This is a genomic window from Sunxiuqinia dokdonensis, from assembly GCF_001270965.1.
In the GTDB taxonomy this organism is placed as follows: domain Bacteria; phylum Bacteroidota; class Bacteroidia; order Bacteroidales; family Prolixibacteraceae; genus Sunxiuqinia; species Sunxiuqinia dokdonensis.
In genome coordinates this window covers 1-20,463 of the sequence record NZ_LGIA01000201.1, presented here as the reverse complement: position 1 = coordinate 20,463, position 20,463 = coordinate 1, and the positions used below count along the sequence as shown (strand labels likewise).

Below are 20,463 nucleotides of genomic sequence, written 5' to 3'. Positions count from 1 at the left end.
TTGTTTTTAAGGATTGACTAGTTAGTGGTTGGGCGAAACTGGAAACTGGCACTGCGACTGAAAACTGGATGCTGGATCCTTGCTGCTCGATTCTTGATTCTTGATTCTTGATGCTCGATTTCTGCAAACTGCAACTTTGCTTGGCTTTTGGAATTTGGGTTTTGGATTTTGAAACTACCCAAACAACCTTCCCTGCCAGGTATTGCGTTCGGCCAGGCGTTTTTCAAGTTTCGCCACGAATTCGAAATTCTTCAAGCCCCACTTGGGCGCAATTAGCAAGCCGGGCGGTGCCTGGCTGACAAAGCGCTCGACAATGATTGCCGGATTCAGTAGTTCCAGGTAATCCACGACCAGATCGAGGTATTCTTCTGCCGTAAACAAATGAAAATCATCTGGCTGCCGCTTAAACTCAACCGCCAGTCGTGTGCCTTTATGAATCTGAAGCTGGTGCAGTTTCAGGTTTTCAACCGGCAATTTTGAAATCGTTCGGGCCTGGTTCAGCAAATCTTGCCGTGTTTCGCCCGGAAGCCCCAAAATTAAATGCGCACAGGTATGAATGCCCCGCCGGGCCGTTTCTTCGATGGCCCATTTGGCCTCGGCAAACTGGTGTCCGCGATTGATCCGCTTCAGGGTTTTATTCTGAACCGATTCAACGCCATATTCAACCATCACGTAACAGGACTTTGAAAGTTCAGCCAAATAATCCAGAATCTCCGCATTCACGCAGTCGGGACGGGTTCCCAAAACCAGCCCAACAATTCTCGGATGATTCAAAGCTTCTTCGTAACGCGCCTTTAAAACAGCCAAATCAGCATAAGTATTGGAGTAGGCTTGAAAATAAGCCAGAAACTTCATCGATTGGTATTTCTTCGAATAAAAATCGATGCCCTGCTGCAACTGTTCCGAAATGCTTTTCTCCAGACGACAATAGTCTGGCTGAAAGGTTTGATTGTTGCAATACGAACAGCCATTCAGCGCTTTGGTGCCGTCGCGGTTCGGACAAGTAAAGCCGGCATCGACCGATACTTTCTGCACCCGCTCGCTAAACTTTCCTCTGAAATAAGTCGGAAAATCATTGTAGCGCCGGGTATGCCCCCATGGATAAAGCTGTTCAGTCATAACTCAAAATCTGGGGCGAAAATAAAGCAAATCGGGCTGAAAACTGACAATCTCATCAAAAAACACAAGATAAACTCCCCCACGCTGCCTCCATACAGATTTCTATTCGTCTGAAAATGAAAATCCAACCCGGGATTTATCAACAAATGTTGAAAACTTTAGAACTCTCGCGGCTTTCGGGCGTTCCAATTCTAAGTCCTATTAGTTAATTTTAACGTAATTCAAAAATCATCCAACTATGTTTAGTGCCAAAGATTTGGTTTTCATCAAAGAAAGAGGAAGTGACCTGAACACCGTAAAAGAACAAATCAAAAACTTTGAAAATGGATTTCCATTTCTGGAAGTCATCCAGGCTGCTACCGTCGGAAAGGGAATCATCCAGCTGGATGGATCACACGTTGATGAGTTTGTTCACTTTTTTGAACATCAATTGGAGAAAGGAATTTCTTTGTTGAAGTTTGTTCCGGCATCGGGCGCTGCCAGCCGCATGTTTAAAGATTTGTACGCCGCTGTTGACCAACTTGAGAACGGAGCAAGCGAAGCAGAAGTGACGCAGAATGAAGCCATCCAGACTTTTTTTGACCAGCTTACAGACTTTGCCTTTTATGCTGATTTGGAAAAGACCGCGAATAAACCGATTGATCAACTTTCGAAACTGGAAATTCTGAAGCTGGTTTTAACCGAGTCGGGACTAAACTATGGCAATTTACCCAAAGGCCTGCTTAAATTTCATCAATACAACGAAAAATCGAGAACACCTTTTGAAGAGCATGCCGTGGAAGGCGCGCTTTACGCCAAAGACAAGGACGGCCGGGTGAAAATCCATTTTACGGTTTCGCCCGAACACCAGGAAGCTTTCGAAACGCACCTCAAGGAAGTGCAAAACACCTACCAACAAGCATTTGAAGTCAGCTACGAAATAACATTCAGCCAGCAGAAGCCTACAACCGACACCATTGCCGTGGACATGCAAAACGAACCATTTAGAAATGACGACAACAGCCTGCTATTCCGACCCGGCGGCCATGGTGCTTTGCTTGACAACCTGAATGATTTGAACGCCGATTTGATCTTCATCAAAAACATTGACAATGTGGTGCCGGATTACCTGAAAGGCGAAACCGTGAAATACAAAAAAGCCCTGGCCGGACTGCTGCTTAATTACCAAAAACGAATTTTTAGCTACCAGCAGGTTTTGGATGAGCGTCATTACACCGCCTTGGACAGCAAATTCTATTCTGAAGCTTCAAGTTTTCTTGAAAACGTGCTCAATGTCAAACCACCAACAAACCAGTACTATTCAGAAAAAGAAGAATTGTATCACTACCTGAAGCAAAAGTTCAACCGCCCCATCCGCGTGTGCGGTATAGTAAAAAATGAAGGAGAACCCGGCGGAGGCCCGTTCTGGGCGAAAAATGCCGATGATTCCATCTCCTTACAAATTGCCGAAAGTGTGCAGGTGGACCTATCCGACAAGCAACAACAGAACATTGTTCAAAATGCCACCCATTTCAATCCGGTTGATTTGGTATGTGGAACAAAAAACTACAAAGGAGAAAGTTACGATCTTCTAAAATACAGGGACCCCAAAACGGGATTCATCTCCTACAAGTCAAAAGACGGAAAAGAATTAAAGGCCCAGGAGCTTCCGGGACTTTGGAACGGGGCCATGGCTGATTGGAACACGCTGTTTGTGGAAGTTCCAATCCTGACTTTCAATCCGGTAAAAACAGTCAACGACTTATTGCGAAAAGAGCACCAGCCGGATTAAGTAATTCTAAAAAGTATTATTAAATTTGCAGCTGCAATTTTGGATTCTATGGAAGAAGACTCAAGGGACTTTTACGACAGTGAGGAAATAGAAGAAGCCGTCAAACGCTTCGAGACGATGATGAATACCAACAAGCCTGACTATTTTGATGTTTTTGAAGTAGAAGGAATCGTGGATTATTTCTTGGAGGAAGGACAAGTAAGCCTGGCCAATTTGGCTATCGACAACGGCTTGAAAATCCATCCCTCATCCATCGCTCTTCAAATCAAAAAAGCTCAGCTACTGTTAGTCGATGAAAATGTTGAAGAATCACTTGAAATCATCCGTCTTGTCGAAAAAATCGAAGACAGCAATTCTGATGTTTACCTGATCAAAGGCTCGGCACTGATTATGCTTGAGCAGATTGATGATGCCATCGTCGCATACGAACAAGCCATTTTCCACAATTACGACGAAGAGGATGAGCTCCTGTATAATATTGGCATCACACTCGGACAGGCCGGCGAAATTCAAAAGGCCATTTCCTTTTTGGAACGTGCCTACCAAGCCAATCCCGAAAATGAACAGGTGCTCTATGAACTGGCCTATTACTGCGACAAAGACAACCTGGACGAGAAAAGCATTCTGTACTACAACAAATACCTCGATATCGATCCGTTTAATCCATCGGTTTGGTACAACCTCGGAATCACCTTCAACCGCATTGGCCAGCACGACAAAGCCATTGAAGCTTACGACTTTTCTATCGCACTGAATGACGAGTTTGAACAGGCGCTTTTCAACAAAGCCAATGCCCTGTCGAACAACAACCAGCACGAGGAAGCAATTGCGTGTTACCTGGAATACCTTGAAGTCGACAAACAGAATGATGATGCCTACTGCTATTTGGGTGAGTGTTACCTGAACCTGGACCGGTACAACGAAGCGCTTGTCAACTACCGCAAAGCCATTCGCCTGAATAAGAATAATGCCTCTGCCTGGTATGGCTCCGGCTTGGTGATGTGGATTGAAAACAACCTGACCGAAAGCCAGTCGCTAGTAAAAAAAGCGCTCAAACTTGATGATACCAATCCCGATTTCTGGCTCATGTATGGAAAAATCAACCACGAGCTCGGGCTTTACGAGCCAGCCGAATCCGCATTCGACATGGCCACAAACCTGGACCCCGACAACAGGGAAAGCTGGATTTCGTATGCCGAAATGCAGTACGAACGAGGCTTGCTTCAACAATCCATCGACATTCTGAAAAAAGCAAATCAAATTATTGCTGACGATTCAAATATCAACTATCGGCTGACAGCCTATTTGCTGGAGAACGATGAAGAACGTTCGGCTACCGATTATTTTGAAATCGCACTAAAAGCTGATTTCAACAGTTACAGCGATCTTTTTGATTATTACCCGAAAGCACAACAAAACGAATCCATCAAAAGGCTCATAAAAGAATACCAATCAACCAAATATTAACCATGAATTTCAACTTACCGTTTATTCCCGGACGCCCTGAAAAACCGCGATCATCAGGTCTGACGATGGTGATGGACAAAGGATTAAGCCTGCGACAGGCAGAGGATTTATGCGAAGTAGCATCAGAATACACGGATTTTGTCAAGCTTGGCTTTGGAACGGGCTTGTTGACTCCCAATTTAAAAGAAAAAATCAGCCTGTATAAGGCAGCTGGTATCAGGCCATACTTTGGCGGTACGCTTTTCGAAGCATTCGTAGCCCGAAACATGTTCGACGACTACCGAAAGTTTATTGCAGAAAGTGGCGTGGAAACCGCCGAAGTTTCTGACGGCGTCCTGCCGATTGAACACGGTAAAAAATGTCAGTACATCACTGACCTGGCCAGGGATTTCGAAGTTTTCTCGGAAGTTGGAACCAAACTTAGGGGAAAAGAAATTAGCAATGCCGAATGGGTTTCGTGGATGAAAAGTGAATTGGAAGCCGGTGCCTGGAAAGTAATCGCCGAAGCCCGCGAAAGCGGAAACATGGGCATCTACCAGGAAGACGGGTCAGCCAACAGCCAATTGATCATGGATATTAAAAAAGAAATTAACACAGAACATATCTTATGGGAAGCCCCGCTCAAAAGCCAGCAAGTTTGGTTCATCAAATTGTTGGGAGCCAATGTCAATTTGGGCAATATTTCCGAAACTGAAGTGATCCCGTTGGAAACACTCCGAAGAGGACTTCGTGGCGATACTTTGCTCAGTTTTCTTCCGTAATTCGAACTTAAATATCAAACAATAGTCAACCACCAAATGATCTTGGTGGTTTTTTTAATTTCTAAAAATCAACCTGTTAAGACAATCTTTCTGAAAAGCTTTCCAGGGCTCTCTTCTCAATGGAACATATTTTCAGAAAATAAATCCATTCAAAACACTTCTTTTTATCTATTCTAAATAAAGAAACCTGTTTTAAAATAGCCAAATAGTTAGCTATCTTAAGGCGGATTTTTTGATATCTTAAGCCCCTAAGCGGAAACCTTTGCAGGCCGTTTTTGTTAAAAAAGATGAGATTAGTCAACCCTGGAATACAATTGTTTTAAAAACCACAATATGTTTGATTTAGATTTAATAAAGAAAACCTACGAGAATTTTGGTCCTCGTATAGAAAAGGCCAGAGAAGTGTTGAAAAAACCACTGACACTTTCTGAAAAAATCCTGTACACCCACCTGTTTGAACCGGAAAAAGTGACCGAATTCAAGCGTGGGGTTGATTATGTGGATTTTGCCCCCGACCGGGTTGCCATGCAGGATGCAACGGCACAAATGGCTTTGCTCCAGTTTATGAATTCAGGGCGAGACAGAACAGCGGTTCCGTCAACTGTGCACTGCGACCACTTAATCCAGGCCAGTGTTGGCGGACGAACCGACTTAAAATTTGCCTTGGAAAGCAACAAAGAAGTGTTTGACTTTTTGGAGTCCGTTTCAAACAAATACGGCATTGGCTTTTGGAAACCTGGAGCCGGAATTATTCACCAGGTTGTACTGGAAAATTATGCCTTCCCCGGCGGAATGATGATCGGTACCGACTCGCATACGGTCAACGCAGGAGGTCTGGGCATGGTGGCCATTGGCGTTGGTGGTGCCGATGCCGTGGACGTAATGGCAGGCATGGCTTGGGAACTGAAATTCCCGAAGCTGATTGGAGTGAAACTAACCGGTAAACTCAATGGCTGGACCGCGCCGAAAGACATCATTCTGAAAGTAGCAGGTATATTAACAGTGAAAGGCGGTACCGGAGCTATTATTGAGTATTTTGGGGAAGGCGCCAAATCCCTTTCGGCAACCGGTAAAGGAACCATTTGCAACATGGGTGCCGAAGTGGGCGCCACCACCTCAACCTTTGGCTACGACGAATCGATGGAACGTTATCTGCGGGCGACAGAGCGTTCCGAAGTAGCCGATTTGGCCAACGGAATTAAAGAGCACCTGACGGCAGATTCGGAAGTTTATGCCAATCCTGAAAAGTACTTCGATCAAGTAATTGAGATTGATCTGAACAAGTTGGAACCACATCTGAACGGGCCATTCACACCCGATCTGGCGACACCAATTTCGAAGGTCGCCGAGGCAGCCAAGAAAAACGGATGGCCTACAAAAATCGAAGTTGGATTAATTGGTTCCTGTACCAATTCCTCGTACGAAGATATTTCACGCGCGGCCTCACTGGCCCAGCAGGCTGTTGACAAAAAACTAAAAACCAAGTCAGAATTCACCATCACGCCGGGTTCGGAGCAGGTGCGTTACACCATTGAACGGGATGGTTTTATCGACATTTTTGAAAAAATTGGTGCCAGCGTGTTTGCCAACGCATGCGGCCCCTGTATCGGACAATGGAACCGTCCCGGAGCTGAGAAAGGCGAAAAGAACACGATTGTGCACTCCTTCAACCGGAACTTCTCGAAACGTGCTGATGGAAACCCCAACACCCATGCTTTTGTCGCATCGCCTGAGTTGGTGACTGCATTGGCAATTGCCGGTAACATCACCTTCAACCCCATGACCGACAAACTCATCAATGAGGACGGGCAAGAAGTGGTGTTGGATCCACCAACCGGGATGGAGTTGCCAGAAAAAGGGTTTGCGGTTGAAGATGCCGGCTACCAGGCGCCTGCCGCTGATGGCTCAGCTGTTAGCGTGGCCGTTTCTCCGGATTCTGGTCGTTTGCAATTGCTTTCGCCATTCGATCCTTGGGATGGAAAAAACCTGAATGGCGCCCGCTTGCTTATCAAAGCAGCTGGGAAATGCACCACCGACCACATTTCGATGGCTGGCCCCTGGTTGCGTTTCCGGGGACACCTGGACAATATCTCCAACAACATGCTCATTGGCGCGGTCAATGCTTTCAACAATGAAACCAATAAAGTTAAGAATCAGCTGAACGGATCGTACGATGAGGTTCCCAAAGTACAGCGAGCTTACAAGGCAGCCAATATCCCAACAGTCGTTGTGGGCGATCACAACTATGGCGAAGGATCATCGCGCGAACACGCGGCCATGGAGCCCCGTCACCTGGGCGTAAAAGCAGTCATTGTAAAGTCCTTTGCACGAATCCACGAAACCAACCTGAAAAAGCAGGGCATGCTGGGCTTAACTTTTGTAAACGAAGACGATTACGATAAAATTCAGGAAGATGACAAATTCAATTTTGTCGATCTGTCCGAATTTGCACCCGGAAAACCATTGCATGTCGAATTGGTACATGCTGATGGAAGCAAGCAGCTTATCGAATTAAATCACACGTACAATGCCCAGCAAATTGAGTGGTACAAAGCCGGCTCAGCATTAAATTTAATTAAACAACAAAATAACTAATCAAAAATTAGACACCCGAAATGGACAAAATTAAAGTAGCAAATCCAGTTGTTGAACTGGACGGAGATGAAATGACCCGGGTTATTTGGTCTTTCATAAAAGAAAAACTTATTTTCCCTTACCTCGACCTGGACATCAAGTATTACGATTTGGGAATGGAGAAACGTGACGAAACAGATGATCAAATCACCGTTGATGCAGCACATGCCATCAAAAAATACGGTGTAGGAATCAAGTGTGCAACCATTACGCCAGACGAAGTTCGAGTGAAGGAATTCGATTTAAAACACATGTGGCGTTCGCCCAATGGCACCATTCGGAATATTCTGGGTGGAACTGTTTTCCGCGAACCCATTATCATTAGTAATATACCACGATTGGTGCCGGGATGGAAAAAACCGATTTGTATCGGTCGTCATGCCTTTGGTGACCAATACCGTGCAACCGATTTCCTGACCAAGGGAAAAGGGAAATTGACCATCACGTTTACCCCCGAAGATGGCGGTGAGGTGCAGTCGTTTGATGTCTTTGACTTCGAGGGCGACGGAATCGCAATGGCCATGTACAACACCGACGAATCCATCATTGGCTTTGCCCGGGCTTGTATGAACCAAGCGCTCGCCAAAGGTTGGCCACTTTACATGTCAACCAAAAATACCATTCTGAAAAAATACGATGGCCGTTTTAAAGACCTTTTCGAGGAAGTCTTTAACAATGAATTCAAAGAAAAATTTGAGGCTGCCGGAATTACCTATGAGCACCGCCTGATTGACGATATGGTAGCCGCTGCCATGAAATGGGAAGGCGGATATGTTTGGGCCTGTAAAAATTACGACGGCGATGTACAATCGGATACCGTAGCTCAAGGATTTGGTTCATTGGGTTTAATGACTTCAACCTTGATCACCCCCGACGGCAAAACCATGGAAGCAGAAGCCGCTCACGGAACCGTCACACGGCACTACCGCCAGCACCAACAAGGAAATCCGACATCAACCAACCCGGTTGCCTCCATTTTTGCGTGGACCCGAGGGCTGGCTTTTAGAGGAAAACTGGATGACAACCAAGCTTTAATCGATTTTGCCAATACGTTGGAGCAAGTTTGTATTGAGACTATTGAAAGCGGTAAAATGACCAAGGATTTGGCTTTGATCATTCATGAGAAAGACCTGAAAGAAGAGCATTATCTGACAACAGAGGATTTCCTGAATGCCATTGATGCCAACCTAAAAAGTAGATTAACAGCCAACTAATATGGGAGAAAAAATCAAACTCGAAAATGGGATTCTGAAAATACCCAATCAACCCATCATTCCCTTCATTGTAGGTGATGGAATTGGTAGGGATATTTCAAAACCGGCCCAAAGAGTTTTAGATGCTGCTGTTGAAAAAGCTTATGGCTCATCCCGCAAATTAGTGTGGAAGGAAGTGCTGGCAGGCGAAAAGGCCTTCAAGGCAACCGGCCAACATCTTCCAGATGAAACGATAGCTAGTTTTAAAGAGTACCTTGTTGGGATTAAAGGTCCGCTCGAAACGCCGGTAGGTGGGGGAATTCGCTCGCTCAATGTGGCTTTGCGTCAAACGCTCGATTTGTACGTTTGCCTGCGCCCGGTGCGTTGGTTTAAGGGTGTCCCCTCTCCCATACGCTACCCGTCGATGGTTGATATGCACATTTTTCGCGAAAATACCGAAGACATTTATGCAGGAATTGAGTTTATGACCGGCGAAGAAAATACGACCAGGTTTCGGGATTTTCTGGTTCAAGAAATGGGCGTTTCTTCGGAGATTCGCTTCCCCGAAAGTTCGTCGTTTGGCGTAAAACCCATCTCAAAGGAAGGTTCCGAAAGACTCGTACGAGCAGCTATTCATTATGCCATAAAACGAAATCTGCCCTCGGTGACCCTGGTACACAAGGGAAATATCATGAAATTTACTGAAGGAGCTTTCAAAACATGGAGCTATGATTTAGCAGAATCCGAATTTACCAATCAGGTTTTCACATGGCGACAGTATCAGCAAATTGAACAGGACAAAGGTCAGCTGGATGCGCAAAAGGCACTCGAAGAAGCAAAAAAATCTGGGAAAGTCGTTGTTCAGGATGTGATTACCGATGCCTTTCTGCAAGACAGTTTACTGCATCCGTTCAATCACTCGGTTATTGCCACCATGAATTTAAATGGTGATTATATTTCAGACCAACTGGCAGCGATGGTCGGTGGAATTGGAATATCGCCCGGCGCCAACATCAATTACCAGAGTGGCTATGCCATTTTCGAAGCCACACACGGAACGGCACCAACAATAGCTGGTACTGGAAAAGCCAATCCAAGCTCCCTGATTCTTTCGGGTGTCATGATGCTCGAGTATTTGGGCTGGGATGAGGCAGCCGAACATGTTTTTGATGCCATGGAGCATACTTTTGCCAAACGTCGGGTGACATCCGACCTGCATGCGATGATGGAAAGTTCGACCTTGATGTCTACCGCAGAGTTTGCTGATGAAATCATCCGGAATATTCACTAAATCAAAAAAAAAATCAAACTAAAATACTTTAAAAATGGAATACATTAAGAATCGATTTTACCAAAAAGCCAGTAAGTGCGTCAACGAATACCAACGATTAAAGAACGAACATGGTGACAAAGTAATTGCCAATGTGACGATTGAACAGGTGATGACTGGAATGAAAGGCGTACCAAGCTTAATTACAGACACGTCGAAGTTAGATCCAACAACCGGAATCCGGTTTCGTGGATACACCATACCGGAACTTCGCGAAAAATTGCCGCGATTGAATCCCGATGGAGAGCCCCTTCCCGAAGGTCTTTTCTACCTGATGTTGATTGGTGAAATACCCGAGCGTGACGATGTACTGAACTTAAGCAAGGATTGGGCAACACGGGCCTATGTGCCACAACACGTATTTGACGTCATTGATGCCATTCCAAAGAATGCGCGCCCCATGACCCAGTTCAGTGCCGCTATTCTTAGCATGGCTACAGATTCTATTTTTCAGAAAGCCTACCGTACCGGCGTGCATAAGAAGCACTACTGGGACACGACTTACGAAGATGTGATGAACCTGATTGCACGCCTGCCAAGGATTGCCGCTTACATTTATCGCCGTCAATTCTTCAACGATCATCATATTGAACCGGATCCACGCCTGGACTGGGCTGGAAACCTGGCTCACATGATGGGGCACGAAAGTGACGAAATTAAACGCTTACTCCGGTTGTATATGGTGATTCATGCGGATCATGAAGGTGGAAACGTATCGGCACACGCTACGCACCTGGTGGGCTCTGCACTCAGTAACCCTTATTATGCTTATGCGGCCGGAATGCTTGGGTTAGCTGGTCCACTTCATGGTTACGCCAATCAGGAGGTAATTAACTGGATTTTTTCCATGCTACAAGAGCTGGATACCGACAATCCAACAGAAGAACAAATTATTGCCTATTCCAAGCGCACCTTGGCCGAAGGCCGTGTTATTCCCGGCTACGGACATGCCGTTCTGCGTCAAACTGACCCTCGGTTTACCGCACAGCAGGAATTTGCCAAGAAGTATGTCAAAGATGATAAGCTGATCAACATTGTGAATACACTGCACCGGGTGGTTCCACCAATTTTGGAAGAAACAGGAAAGGTGAAAAACCCCTGGCCCAACGTGGATGCTTATTCAGGCTCGTTGTTGTACCACTATGGCATTAAGGAACACTCATTCTACACGGTCATGTTTGGTGTATCCAGGGCCCTCGGCGTGTTGGCGAGCTTGGTAATGGATCGGCTCTATGGATTACCCATCGAGCGTCCTTCATCGTATCCGCTGAAGTGGTACCATGAACAAGCAGGCGACAAAAGTGCACCCGGTTGCTAAACCATTCACGACTAAAAATCTTAAAAATGCTCTCAATCGAGGGCATTTTTTTTTGTTGAATCCAACCGCATTTGTTCATTCGGGAAAAGCTCACCGATCAAAAATTGTTGATAACCGGTCAGGAAACAATTGAAAAATACTCGAAATAAGAAGTATGGCAAGGCTTTTACGACTTACTAACAATTGTTGATATCTTCAGTTGACACCTGGTTGATTTAAAGACACCGAAATAATTGACATCTATTGGTTTTTCGATGTACATTTGATACTATCAGGTGAGCGATAAAAGACTGCTCCGGAGATGTGGAGGCGACAAAAGCTCTTAGCTGAGCCAGCGTCAAATCATCCAAACCCCCGGGTTTGCGCAACAAAGGAGCCGAAGTTTAAGCAACCAAAGACCCGTTCTTTACATGCTTGATTAAAACGAAAACGATTGGCTTCGGCCAGTCAAGTAGTTTTAAGATTGATGGCTGTTTTCTGAAAGGAACTCGTTTCGGACAGAAAATAAGAGATCGTTGGAACTCCGGTTCCGTTAAACATCGAAATTTGAGCGAAGGATGATCGCAAGACCAGAATTCCTCAGAAGCTGTCGAAAACTTCGTCCGGGAAAACAACCTTCGGGTTTGATGAGCGGACAGCTGGAAGGCGAAGCTGTAAAAGGCTCAGCCGGAAAGCCAGGGGCTGAAAACAAGAATCCTCGATTCGATGATCAGCCGGTCAAAATAACAGTAGCCTGACACGAAAGATGATTTCGGTCGTCAAGTAGTGGATGGGAGCTATTCATACCGAGTGGTTCCCATTATTGTTTTTAAGCCCTACCCGATTCAAAAATTTCACGCATCAATCCGGATTCCATTCAAACGAATGAGGAGAGTCGACGACTAACTTTCTTGTTTCGCACAAAAAACAAGAAAATCTGCGGCCAGCTTTGTTGTTTTGCATTGAAAACAAGAAAATCTGCGACCAGCTTTGTTGTTTTTCTGAAAAAAAGAAAGCACCAGCCGGGTAATCCATTTTCCGATGAAAACAGGAAGCAAGCCAAGTTCAGCCGCGCACACTAATCTCGCGCAGCTTATCAAAATCAAGCACAACCACGTCTTTGTCTTTCAATTTAATCAAGCCATCTTTTTCATAGGCTTTCAGCAGCTTGACTGCACTCTCAGTTGAGATTCCGGCAAAATCGGCCAGATCCTTTCGCGAAAGCAGATGAAAAATTTTGGGATTGGCTGCCTTGAAACCATTCAAATAAAGCAAGGTATCGGCCAGGCGGCCGTTCATCTGCTTGTAAAGCACGTTTCGAATGGTTGAGAACAAGCCCGAGCTTTGCTCACAGTACCGCTGAATAAAATTGAAACCGAACAAGCCATTTTGCCTGACCACCTGCCCTATGGCCTCTTTTTCAATCAGGAAAGCCATACAATCCGTGAGAGCAACCGTAGAATAGTCAAAGGTGCTTTTTGAAAATGCAGAGGACAATCCAACAAAGTCACCTTGTTGAAAAATTTTCAGGTTGTAAAGCTTGTTATTATCACCTTCCAGGTACTGTTTGACCAAGCCCTCGACAATAAACAATACATACGACGCAAAGGCACCCTGCTTGGTCAGGTTGTCGCCCTTGCGAAAATGAACCTGTGTTTTGGCCGACCGTACCAGTTCCACTTCATCAGGCCCAAGGGTCTGAAAGCACGGCGCTTTAATATCGCAAATAAAATCATCATCAGTTTCTAAAATCGTCTTCATGAGCTTGCAAGCTTACATTAAGCCGTGAAGTTAGAAATAAATCAATAAAAAAGTTGTTCCATTTCAATCCGAAAGTTGGAAAGGCAGCAGCCACGATGCTTGCTTGCAGCTTTGGTGTAGCATACTTTTGCATCGAATTAATTTTTGAAAATACAAGATGGTAAAAATAATCCTCATCGTCATTGCCGTGCTGATCATCGGGTTTCTCATTCTGGCAAAAATTGCCCGGACAAAAATGAAAAATACGCCTTTGGTTGATGATCATGAAAACGTGCTCACGCTGACAGACAAAAACTTTCAGCTCAAAACAAAAAACAAACTGGTTCTGGTTGACTTTTGGGCCAGCTGGTGTGGCCCCTGCCGAATCATGGCGCCAATTTTAAACGATGTTTCGGCCAGTTTAAACGGCAATAGTTATGTCGGGAAGGTAGACATTGAAAAATTTCAGGGACTCGCCCAAAAATTCAAAGTTCAAAGCATTCCCACCCTCATCCTATTCAAAAACGGAAAAGAAATCAACCGCTTTGTCGGTATCAAAAGCAAAGATTACTTACTGAAAGAAATGGCGAAAGCTGAATAATCGCCAATCCTAAAAACATAAAAGAAAATCATGGAAAAAATTGTGATTATAGGGGGAGTTGCAGCCGGAGCAACAGCTGCTGCAAAAGCTCGCCGAATATCTCCTACAGCCAAAATTGTTATGCTTGAAGCGGGGCCTGATATATCGTTTGCCAATTGCGGGCTGCCGTATTACATCGGAGGCGATATCAAAAGCCGCTCAAAGCTGATTCTGCAAAGCCCTGAAAGTTTTAAGGAGCAATACGATGTTGACGTTTATACCAACACGCGGGTAACAGCAATCGACCGCCAGGGGCACCAGCTAGAAACAATCAACGCCATCAACGGAGAAGTGAGCACGTTTGAGTATACCAAACTCATTCTTGCTCAAGGCGGAAAGCCGATCAATCCGACACTTCCTGGAGCCGATCTTGATCATGTTTTTACGCTGTGGACACTCGAAGATATGGACAAAATCTCCAACCATTTGGAAGAAAAAAGTCCGAAAAGTGCCGTAGTTGTTGGCGGCGGTTTTATTGGCCTGGAGATGGTGGAAGCTTTGGTAAAACGAGGACTGAAAGTGAATGTGGTAGAAATGATGCCCCACGTGATGGGCCTGATGGAGGCCGAAACCGCCGGATTTATTGAGAACGAACTGCTGGCTTATGGTGTTGGTGTGCACACCAATGCAGGCGTCAACGAAATTAAAGATAAGTCAGTGACACTGAACAATGGCAAGCGGCTAGAAGCCGATCTCGTTTTGTTGTCGATTGGTGTACGTCCTACCTTGCTACTGGCTATTGATGCCGGGCTCGAATTGGGCGAAGCAGGCGGATTACTGGTGAACGCCGAACTGCAGACTTCCGATCCGGATATTTACGCGGCCGGCGACATGGTTGAAATTGAGCACCGCGTAAGTGGGAAAAAAGTACGGATTCCATTGGCTGGTCCGGCCAACCGGCAGGGACGAATTGCTGCCGAAAACGCCTTGGGTGGCCATCATCCATACAAAGGCGCTATCGGAACATCGGTAGTGCGTGTGTTCGAAGCTGTGGCAGGAATGACAGGCCTTTCGTTAAAACAGGCCCGTGCTGCCGGAATTGATGCCGATGCGGTGGTTGTTCATAAAGAGCATCACACTTCGTATTACCCCGGAGCCGAAACAGTTACCGCCCTTTTGGTTTACGATCGAAAAACAGGTGTGGTGCTGGGCGGACAAACAGCTGGCTACAAAGGGGCCGACAAACGGTTGGATATCATTGCTACCGCTACTGCCGCAAAAATGACGATCAGCGATTTGGCAGACATCGACTTTGCCTATTCGCCTCCGATTGGAACAGCCAACGATGCGATTAACATGGCGGCTTACACGGCCGAAAACCGCAGTTCTGGATTCAGCCCATCCATTACGGTTTCCGAACTTGATGGCTTTGTTTCGGAAAAAAATCCAGTTTATCTTGACGTTCGTGACATCTTTGCCTTCGAGAAAAGCCATATACAAGGCGCCATGCATATTCCGCTGGAATTGCTATCGCAACAGCTGTCGGATCTTCCATCCAATCAACCAATCGTTGTTTATGATGAAACCGGCAAAAAAGGGCACCAGGCTTTGCGCACTTTGCGGGGAGCTGGATTCAACGATGTGACCAACATTTCAGGCGGACACACCTCCTTGCAACGGCAAGCCCGAACCTTGGGCTTTACGCAAATTGAAATCGATTTGCTTCCGATTGATAGAAAATCGATGGAAGAAGACAAGGCCGAATCCGAAGAAAAAGCCACAGAAAAAATAGCGGATGATCATTCACCTTTAGTGATTGATGTGCGCACGCCAGAGGAATTTCAGGAAGGAGCCTATCCCGACGCTATCAACATTCCAATGGATGAGCTCATGTATCGTTTTGAAGAATTGGGAACCAACGCATCGCGCGAAATTGTAGTTTATTGCGCTACAGGAGCGCGATCGGCCTATGCCCAACGCATGCTGATGCAACTTGGCTACACCAATGTAAAAAATGGTGGCGGACTATCAGCCATGATGGCCAATCGTAATCGCACATCTGGTTCTGCAACTTCATCAAACGAGCCGTTGGTTGTTGATGTTCGCACGCCCGAAGAATTCCAGGCCGGAGCATTTCCCAATGCCATTAATATTCCATTGGATGAGTTGTACGCCCGAATCGATGAACTCGGAAGCAAATCAAGAGAAATCACCTTGTACTGCGCTTCCGGAGCACGCTCGGCTTATGCACAGCGAGGATTGCAGCAGGCAGGATTTACCAACGTGAGCAACGGAGGTGGATTGATGCACATGATGATGGCGCGGCGATAACACGAAAACGAAATCATAGATCGAATGGGAACTTCGCTTACGGGCAGTTCCCATTTTTTGTTTGCCAAAAATTCAATTAATCATTTCTCAGCGCTTCGTATAGCTTGCCTTTCATCGCTAACCGATTGCCTGTAAAGACCCAAAACCAAGCACTGGCGAACACCAGGACAAAAATGGCCAGGCTCCAATAAATCAATCCAAAATAAAGCGACGAACGTAAGCTCGGCAAGGCCGAAAGAATGGACGGAATCAACCCGATGATCAGTGACAAAAGGACAAGCTGCATGTAGCCGCGCAAGGTCATTCGCCGGATTTTTTGTTTGCGGAAACCGGTTGCTTCCAACAAGGCAAACTGTGCCCGGCTTTCATAAATACTCCGGAAAATTAGGATTCCCAAACCAACGGTTCCAATCAGCAATCCGAGTGCACCCAGCATGAGAAAGATGTTGAGATAGGTGTTTTCAACCTGGTAAAAAAGCAGCAGTCGTTCTTTGGCTGGTGTAATCTCCAAACCATAGTTCCGAAAGGCCGAACGAAGATTTTCCTCTTCGGTTTCAGGAGCCTGCACCAAAAACACTTGCGAACCGCTCACCGAAGGAAAATTCGCAAAAAACAAGCTGTCCGCTATCAAAATATTTCCCTGAAAAACAGAATTAGCCAAACCACCGACTAGTTTTAAAACCATCGGTTCACCAGCTTCATTTTGATAGATAAGCGTATCGCCCACGGATTTGCCTAAGCCCCATTTAATCACGGTTTGGTCAGCCACAGCCGGAATTTGTCCGTTAGCTAACGTCTGGTTCAGGCTCAACCAAGGATGTGCAGGATCCAGTTCTTCCGTCTTGGCAACAAAGGTAAACGCTTGTTGCTCGTCCAGTTTTTGCGGATCAAAACCTAAAATTCGGGGACGAGCCACGCGGTTCAGATTCAAACAACTGGCGTCATCACCCGCCAAAGCCTGGAACTGCACAAAGTCAGCCGGAGAATCTTCCAGCCCCAGTTCAAAGCGACCTTCCGGCGAATTTAAATCAAACAACACCGGGAAACTAGTCTCAGCAAAAAAGGTGTATCCCCCGGTTCCTGATGAAGGCTGGTCTGCATTTCGTGTCAAATCCTTTCGGTTTAGACCGGTGGAAAGCACCAAAAAAATTCCAACTGACAGAAAACTAACAATCAGTATATTTCGTCGTCGATCGGCTAAGACCAGCTGATTCGAAAAAAAGCGAAATGACAACTTCTCCGTTGTCCGTTTTTCTCGTCGGATAAGCGCAAAATTTAGTAGCAAAATGAGACCCGGCATCAAGCCAAAGCCGCTGATAAAAAATACCATGGGATTGATCTCTTTGCCGATTCCTTGCGAAAACATCAGTAAAACCGATAGCAAGCTTAAGCCTAGTCCGATCCGAAATGACCATTTACCGGAGCCAGACTTCCCTGATTGCGTTTGCTGCATCGCCACCACCTGCTGCCTGGCATAGTTTCGAAGCACAAACCATACGCTGACCAAACTGATGATTCCAACAATCAGAATAGCCTGAAGAATAGCCAAGGGTGTGACATGAATATTCAAAATAGAGGTGCGGACAATGTCGCGCCAAATGGTGTTGATGGCATCCATAATCAGACTATTGTACGCCAATCCAATGGGCACTCCCAGCAGTGTTCCAATCAAAACCAGCAACGTTGCCTCGAAGAAAAAAAACTGCCTGATTTTATGAGCCGAAAAGCCCATGGCATGCAGGGTGCCGATCTCCGAACGACGAAAGTTCAGGTACAACTGCAACATCAGATAAGCCAGCAACAAGGCGGCAAACAGCACGAAAAAACTCAGCCCGATAAACAGGCCGCTAAAATCAACTCCCTGGCCGGCCGCCTGCAAGCCGTCTTCTTTGGCATTCTTCACTTGAAAACCCACATCCTCCGGCTGAAGTTCAGCTAAAACCTGCTTTTCAAAGTCTGCAGCCTGCAAGCCCTCCAGCCGAATGGCCGTTGACTGTCCAAAGCGGTTTCCCCACAATTCCTGCGCGGTATTTAAGTTGATAAATGCTTTGGGCGTGCCTTTAAAGTCCGTCCAGTAATCCTCATCCTTTTGTCGAATGCTGGATAAATCAACCGGCACACCGGTTTCCCAATCGCTGCAATGCCCGGCATCCGACAAACCCGGAATATCCGGCATCAGGTTGACATCGGCCCATTGCCCTTCCATTTCAACAATTTCAGTCACTCGAAACCAAGCCGACTTCTCAATTAACTGGCGCAACGGCCCCACTTCAAAATAACTCACGAAGATGGAATCGCCCGGAGCAGCCTGCAAATCCTCAGCTAACCACCGGTTGATGATCATTTCGCCGGCTCGCAAATCTATCATTTTTGATGGCAACCCAGCCACAAAAGAGTAAGGCGTTACCCGATCCTGAACCTTTAATTGATTGACGAAATAAGAAAAGACCGGATAAGTTTCACCGTTGTTTAGCAACTTCTCAGCTACGGAAGGCTCAATAAATACCCGGTCGGAAATCAACTCCGTATAGCTCAAATCGGGATTATCTCTAACGGAAAGATTCAGGTCCTCCAGTTTCCAATGCACTGCAATCCGCTTGTACAAACTCGTTTCGCTCAAGCCAGAGCCATTCACCAACAGCACATTGGCCAAGTCATCCAACTGCATCTGGCGATTAAGAAAATCGAGTGAAACAAAAATATTTTTGGGAGCTGACTGAATAGCCTGAAGATTAAAATTACCGGTTTGTGCCAAGGAAGCAATGGCCTTGACCTTCACCCGAAGCGAAATAGTGGACTCATCCGCCGAAACAAAGGGCGTATTGGCTGGGAAGGTACTTAATTTGTTTACCCGCAATAGCAGCTCCTCTCCCACTTCTACGCCAAGAACTTCGGCCAACTGTTCGTTAATAACAGCCTCATTACTTTCTAATTCATACAGGTGGTCCGTTTCAGCAAAGGTATCGAAGCCAGCTTTCACGCCCCAAACCTGCAACTGATTGGCCCGGGCTTTACCGCCATCCAAAACCGCCATACCGTTTGCAAACAGCAGCGGGCTTGCTTCCAACTCTTCTGATGCGATTTCGCTGGCCAGTTCGGCTCGAAAAAGACGCTCACCGCCGGTGATCACCCAATCGGTGTTGCCCAGCCGCTGCAAGGTAATTTGCTTCAGGCTATACGAAACCGAATCGCCAATCACGAATGCCCCCAACAAAATAGCCGTACTGAGCGCCACGCCCAACACCATGGTCAGATTCAATTTCCAAAAATAGAGCAGTGATTTTATGGCGTAGCGAATTCCGTTCATGCCTCCGTAAGTTGCAGTTTTCCGTTTTCGAGTTGGTAAATCTTATCCATTTTAGAAGCCAAGGCCATGGAGTGTGTCACCACAATCAAGCTGGTATTTTCTTCGCGGTTGAGCTGTAAAAGCAGGTCAGCCAACTGGGTGGACGACTGCTGATCCAAGGCTCCGGTTGGTTCATCGGCCAGCAAAATCCGGGGTTGGTTAATCAAAGCACGTGCAACTGCTGTGCGCTGACACTCGCCACCAGAAAGTTGTCCAGGCCTTTGATTTTGCAATCCGGTGATGCCCAACTTTCGAGTCAATTTTTCAGCGCGTTCTCGGCTGGCTGCATCGACCGCTGACTGCTGCGCAACGACCGGCAGTAAGATGTTCTCCATCAAATTGAGCTGCGGAAGCAAATGATGCAGCTGAAACACAAAACCAATTGACCGGTTGCGAAATTCGGCCAGTTGCTTTTCATTTTTGCTGAAAACCGATTCGCCATTCAAAAGCACGTCACCACGATCCGGACGATCGAGCGCCCCCAGCATATTCAGCAAAGTCGTTTTTCCTGAACCCGACGGACCAACAATAGCGACACTTTCGCCATCCTGCACCGATAAGCTGAGTTCATCCAGAATGACTCGCCGGGCTCCCGATCCGGATTGAAAACTTTTGGTGAGTGTTTTAATTTCGAGCATACCTTTTCTGTTTCGAGTTGCGTGTTTTTAAGTTTCGAGTTTATTCTTGAACTACGCCTTCACCGCCACTTTTTTATATATTTCTACCAGTTTTTCGGACTGCTTATGAATATCGAAATGTGTTTTGACACCTTCCAATCCTTTGGTGCTTAAATCCGCTAACTTTTCTTTATCTAAAATAATACTTTTCCAGGCTTTCGCCAGTTTTTTAGGGCTGTTTGGATGATAAGTCACACCGCCTTCCGACAAGCCAACT

Annotated in this window: 15 protein-coding genes; 10 read left to right on the top strand and 5 right to left on the bottom strand. The window is 46.1% G+C overall.

Annotated elements, in window-relative coordinates; all coding sequences use genetic code 11:
- Nucleotides 1-174 precede the first annotated feature (174 nt).
- A complete protein-coding gene (locus tag NC99_RS18920) occupies nt 175-1,119 on the bottom strand; it encodes a TIGR01212 family radical SAM protein (protein ID WP_053187610.1) in 945 nt (314 codons plus the stop codon).
- A 238-nt stretch (nt 1,120-1,357) separates the two neighbouring features.
- Between NC99_RS18920 and NC99_RS18915 the strand changes: the two genes are divergently transcribed.
- The 8 genes from NC99_RS18915 to NC99_RS18880 all read left to right on the top strand — a co-directional run bounded on the left by NC99_RS18915 (nt 1,358) and on the right by NC99_RS18880 (nt 12,330).
- A complete protein-coding gene (locus NC99_RS18915; RefSeq protein WP_053187607.1) occupies nt 1,358-2,890 on the top strand; it encodes a DUF4301 family protein in 1,533 nt (510 codons plus the stop codon).
- Nucleotides 2,891-2,938: 48 nt separating this feature from the next.
- Nucleotides 2,939-4,357 (top strand): tetratricopeptide repeat protein, encoded by a 1,419-nt coding sequence (locus tag NC99_RS18910; RefSeq protein ID WP_053187604.1) that lies wholly within the window; start codon nt 2,939-2,941, stop codon nt 4,355-4,357.
- Between the two features lie 2 nt (nt 4,358-4,359).
- Complete coding sequence (locus NC99_RS18905; protein WP_053187601.1) at nt 4,360-5,118, top strand: phosphosulfolactate synthase; 759 nt, start codon at nt 4,360-4,362, stop codon at nt 5,116-5,118.
- 333 nt (nt 5,119-5,451) lie between these two features.
- Nucleotides 5,452-7,713 carry an aconitate hydratase gene (locus tag NC99_RS18900; RefSeq protein ID WP_053187597.1) on the top strand — a complete coding sequence of 754 codons (2,262 nt, stop codon included), beginning with the start codon at nt 5,452-5,454 and terminating at the stop codon, nt 7,711-7,713.
- Between the two features lie 20 nt (nt 7,714-7,733).
- The gene (locus tag NC99_RS18895; protein ID WP_053187594.1) at nt 7,734-8,966 is read left to right on the top strand and encodes an isocitrate dehydrogenase (NADP(+)); all 1,233 of its coding nucleotides are present in this window, start codon (nt 7,734-7,736) and stop codon (nt 8,964-8,966) included.
- Between the two features lies 1 nt (nt 8,967).
- Nucleotides 8,968-10,236 (top strand): NADP-dependent isocitrate dehydrogenase, encoded by a 1,269-nt coding sequence (gene icd, locus NC99_RS18890; protein WP_053187591.1) that lies wholly within the window; start codon nt 8,968-8,970, stop codon nt 10,234-10,236.
- Between the two features lie 34 nt (nt 10,237-10,270).
- On the top strand, nt 10,271-11,593 hold the full coding sequence (locus tag NC99_RS18885; RefSeq protein ID WP_053187590.1) for a citrate (Si)-synthase: 1,323 nt from the start codon (nt 10,271-10,273) through the stop codon (nt 11,591-11,593).
- A 557-nt stretch (nt 11,594-12,150) separates the two neighbouring features.
- Complete coding sequence (locus NC99_RS18880) at nt 12,151-12,330, top strand: hypothetical protein (RefSeq protein ID WP_053187588.1); 180 nt, start codon at nt 12,151-12,153, stop codon at nt 12,328-12,330.
- A 307-nt stretch (nt 12,331-12,637) separates the two neighbouring features.
- Here NC99_RS18880 and NC99_RS18875 read toward each other — a convergent pair whose 3' ends face one another.
- The gene (locus tag NC99_RS18875; RefSeq protein ID WP_053187586.1) at nt 12,638-13,333 is read right to left on the bottom strand and encodes a Crp/Fnr family transcriptional regulator; all 696 of its coding nucleotides are present in this window, start codon (nt 13,331-13,333) and stop codon (nt 12,638-12,640) included.
- 157 nt (nt 13,334-13,490) lie between these two features.
- Here NC99_RS18875 and trxA point away from each other — a divergent pair, with 157 nt between their 5' ends.
- Both trxA and NC99_RS18865 read left to right on the top strand, forming a co-directional pair.
- The gene (gene trxA, locus NC99_RS18870; protein WP_204375060.1) at nt 13,491-13,913 is read left to right on the top strand and encodes a thioredoxin; all 423 of its coding nucleotides are present in this window, start codon (nt 13,491-13,493) and stop codon (nt 13,911-13,913) included.
- Between the two features lie 30 nt (nt 13,914-13,943).
- Nucleotides 13,944-16,223 (top strand): FAD-dependent oxidoreductase, encoded by a 2,280-nt coding sequence (locus NC99_RS18865; protein ID WP_082326581.1) that lies wholly within the window; start codon nt 13,944-13,946, stop codon nt 16,221-16,223.
- Nucleotides 16,224-16,299: 76 nt separating this feature from the next.
- On the opposite strand, the gene NC99_RS18860 is transcribed toward NC99_RS18865, so the two are convergent.
- The 3 genes from NC99_RS18860 to NC99_RS22190 form a co-directional block, all read right to left on the bottom strand.
- Complete coding sequence (locus NC99_RS18860; RefSeq protein WP_053187584.1) at nt 16,300-19,530, bottom strand: FtsX-like permease family protein; 3,231 nt, start codon at nt 19,528-19,530, stop codon at nt 16,300-16,302.
- Nucleotides 19,527-20,207, bottom strand: coding sequence for an ABC transporter ATP-binding protein (locus NC99_RS18855; protein ID WP_053187582.1), 681 nt, complete (start codon nt 20,205-20,207; stop codon nt 19,527-19,529). The genes NC99_RS18860 and NC99_RS18855 overlap by 4 nt, the downstream gene beginning before the upstream one ends.
- Before the next feature lie 51 nt (nt 20,208-20,258).
- Nucleotides 20,259-20,463: glycosyltransferase (locus NC99_RS22190; RefSeq protein ID WP_162231260.1), on the bottom strand; the 205-nt coding region annotated here is incomplete at its 5' end.

Bases quoted from the DNA above. Each gene is read 5' to 3' on its own strand.
- NC99_RS18860 (WP_053187584.1), bottom strand. From the start codon at position 19,530: ATGAACGGAATTCGCTACGCCATAAAATCACTGCTCTATTTTTGGAAA.
- NC99_RS18865 (WP_082326581.1), top strand. From the start codon at position 13,944: ATGGAAAAAATTGTGATTATAGGGGGAGTTGCAGCCGGAGCAACAGCT.
- NC99_RS18880 (WP_053187588.1), top strand. From the start codon at position 12,151: ATGATCGCAAGACCAGAATTCCTCAGAAGCTGTCGAAAACTTCGTCCG.
- NC99_RS18900 (WP_053187597.1), top strand. From the start codon at position 5,452: ATGTTTGATTTAGATTTAATAAAGAAAACCTACGAGAATTTTGGTCCT.
- NC99_RS18895 (WP_053187594.1), top strand. From the start codon at position 7,734: ATGGACAAAATTAAAGTAGCAAATCCAGTTGTTGAACTGGACGGAGAT.
- NC99_RS18920 (WP_053187610.1), bottom strand. From the start codon at position 1,119: ATGACTGAACAGCTTTATCCATGGGGGCATACCCGGCGCTACAATGAT.
- icd (WP_053187591.1), top strand. From the start codon at position 8,968: ATGGGAGAAAAAATCAAACTCGAAAATGGGATTCTGAAAATACCCAAT.
- NC99_RS18905 (WP_053187601.1), top strand. From the start codon at position 4,360: ATGAATTTCAACTTACCGTTTATTCCCGGACGCCCTGAAAAACCGCGA.
- NC99_RS18875 (WP_053187586.1), bottom strand. From the start codon at position 13,333: ATGAAGACGATTTTAGAAACTGATGATGATTTTATTTGCGATATTAAA.
- trxA (WP_204375060.1), top strand. From the start codon at position 13,491: ATGGTAAAAATAATCCTCATCGTCATTGCCGTGCTGATCATCGGGTTT.
- NC99_RS18915 (WP_053187607.1), top strand. From the start codon at position 1,358: ATGTTTAGTGCCAAAGATTTGGTTTTCATCAAAGAAAGAGGAAGTGAC.
- NC99_RS18855 (WP_053187582.1), bottom strand. From the start codon at position 20,207: ATGCTCGAAATTAAAACACTCACCAAAAGTTTTCAATCCGGATCGGGA.
- NC99_RS18885 (WP_053187590.1), top strand. From the start codon at position 10,271: ATGGAATACATTAAGAATCGATTTTACCAAAAAGCCAGTAAGTGCGTC.
- NC99_RS18910 (WP_053187604.1), top strand. From the start codon at position 2,939: ATGGAAGAAGACTCAAGGGACTTTTACGACAGTGAGGAAATAGAAGAA.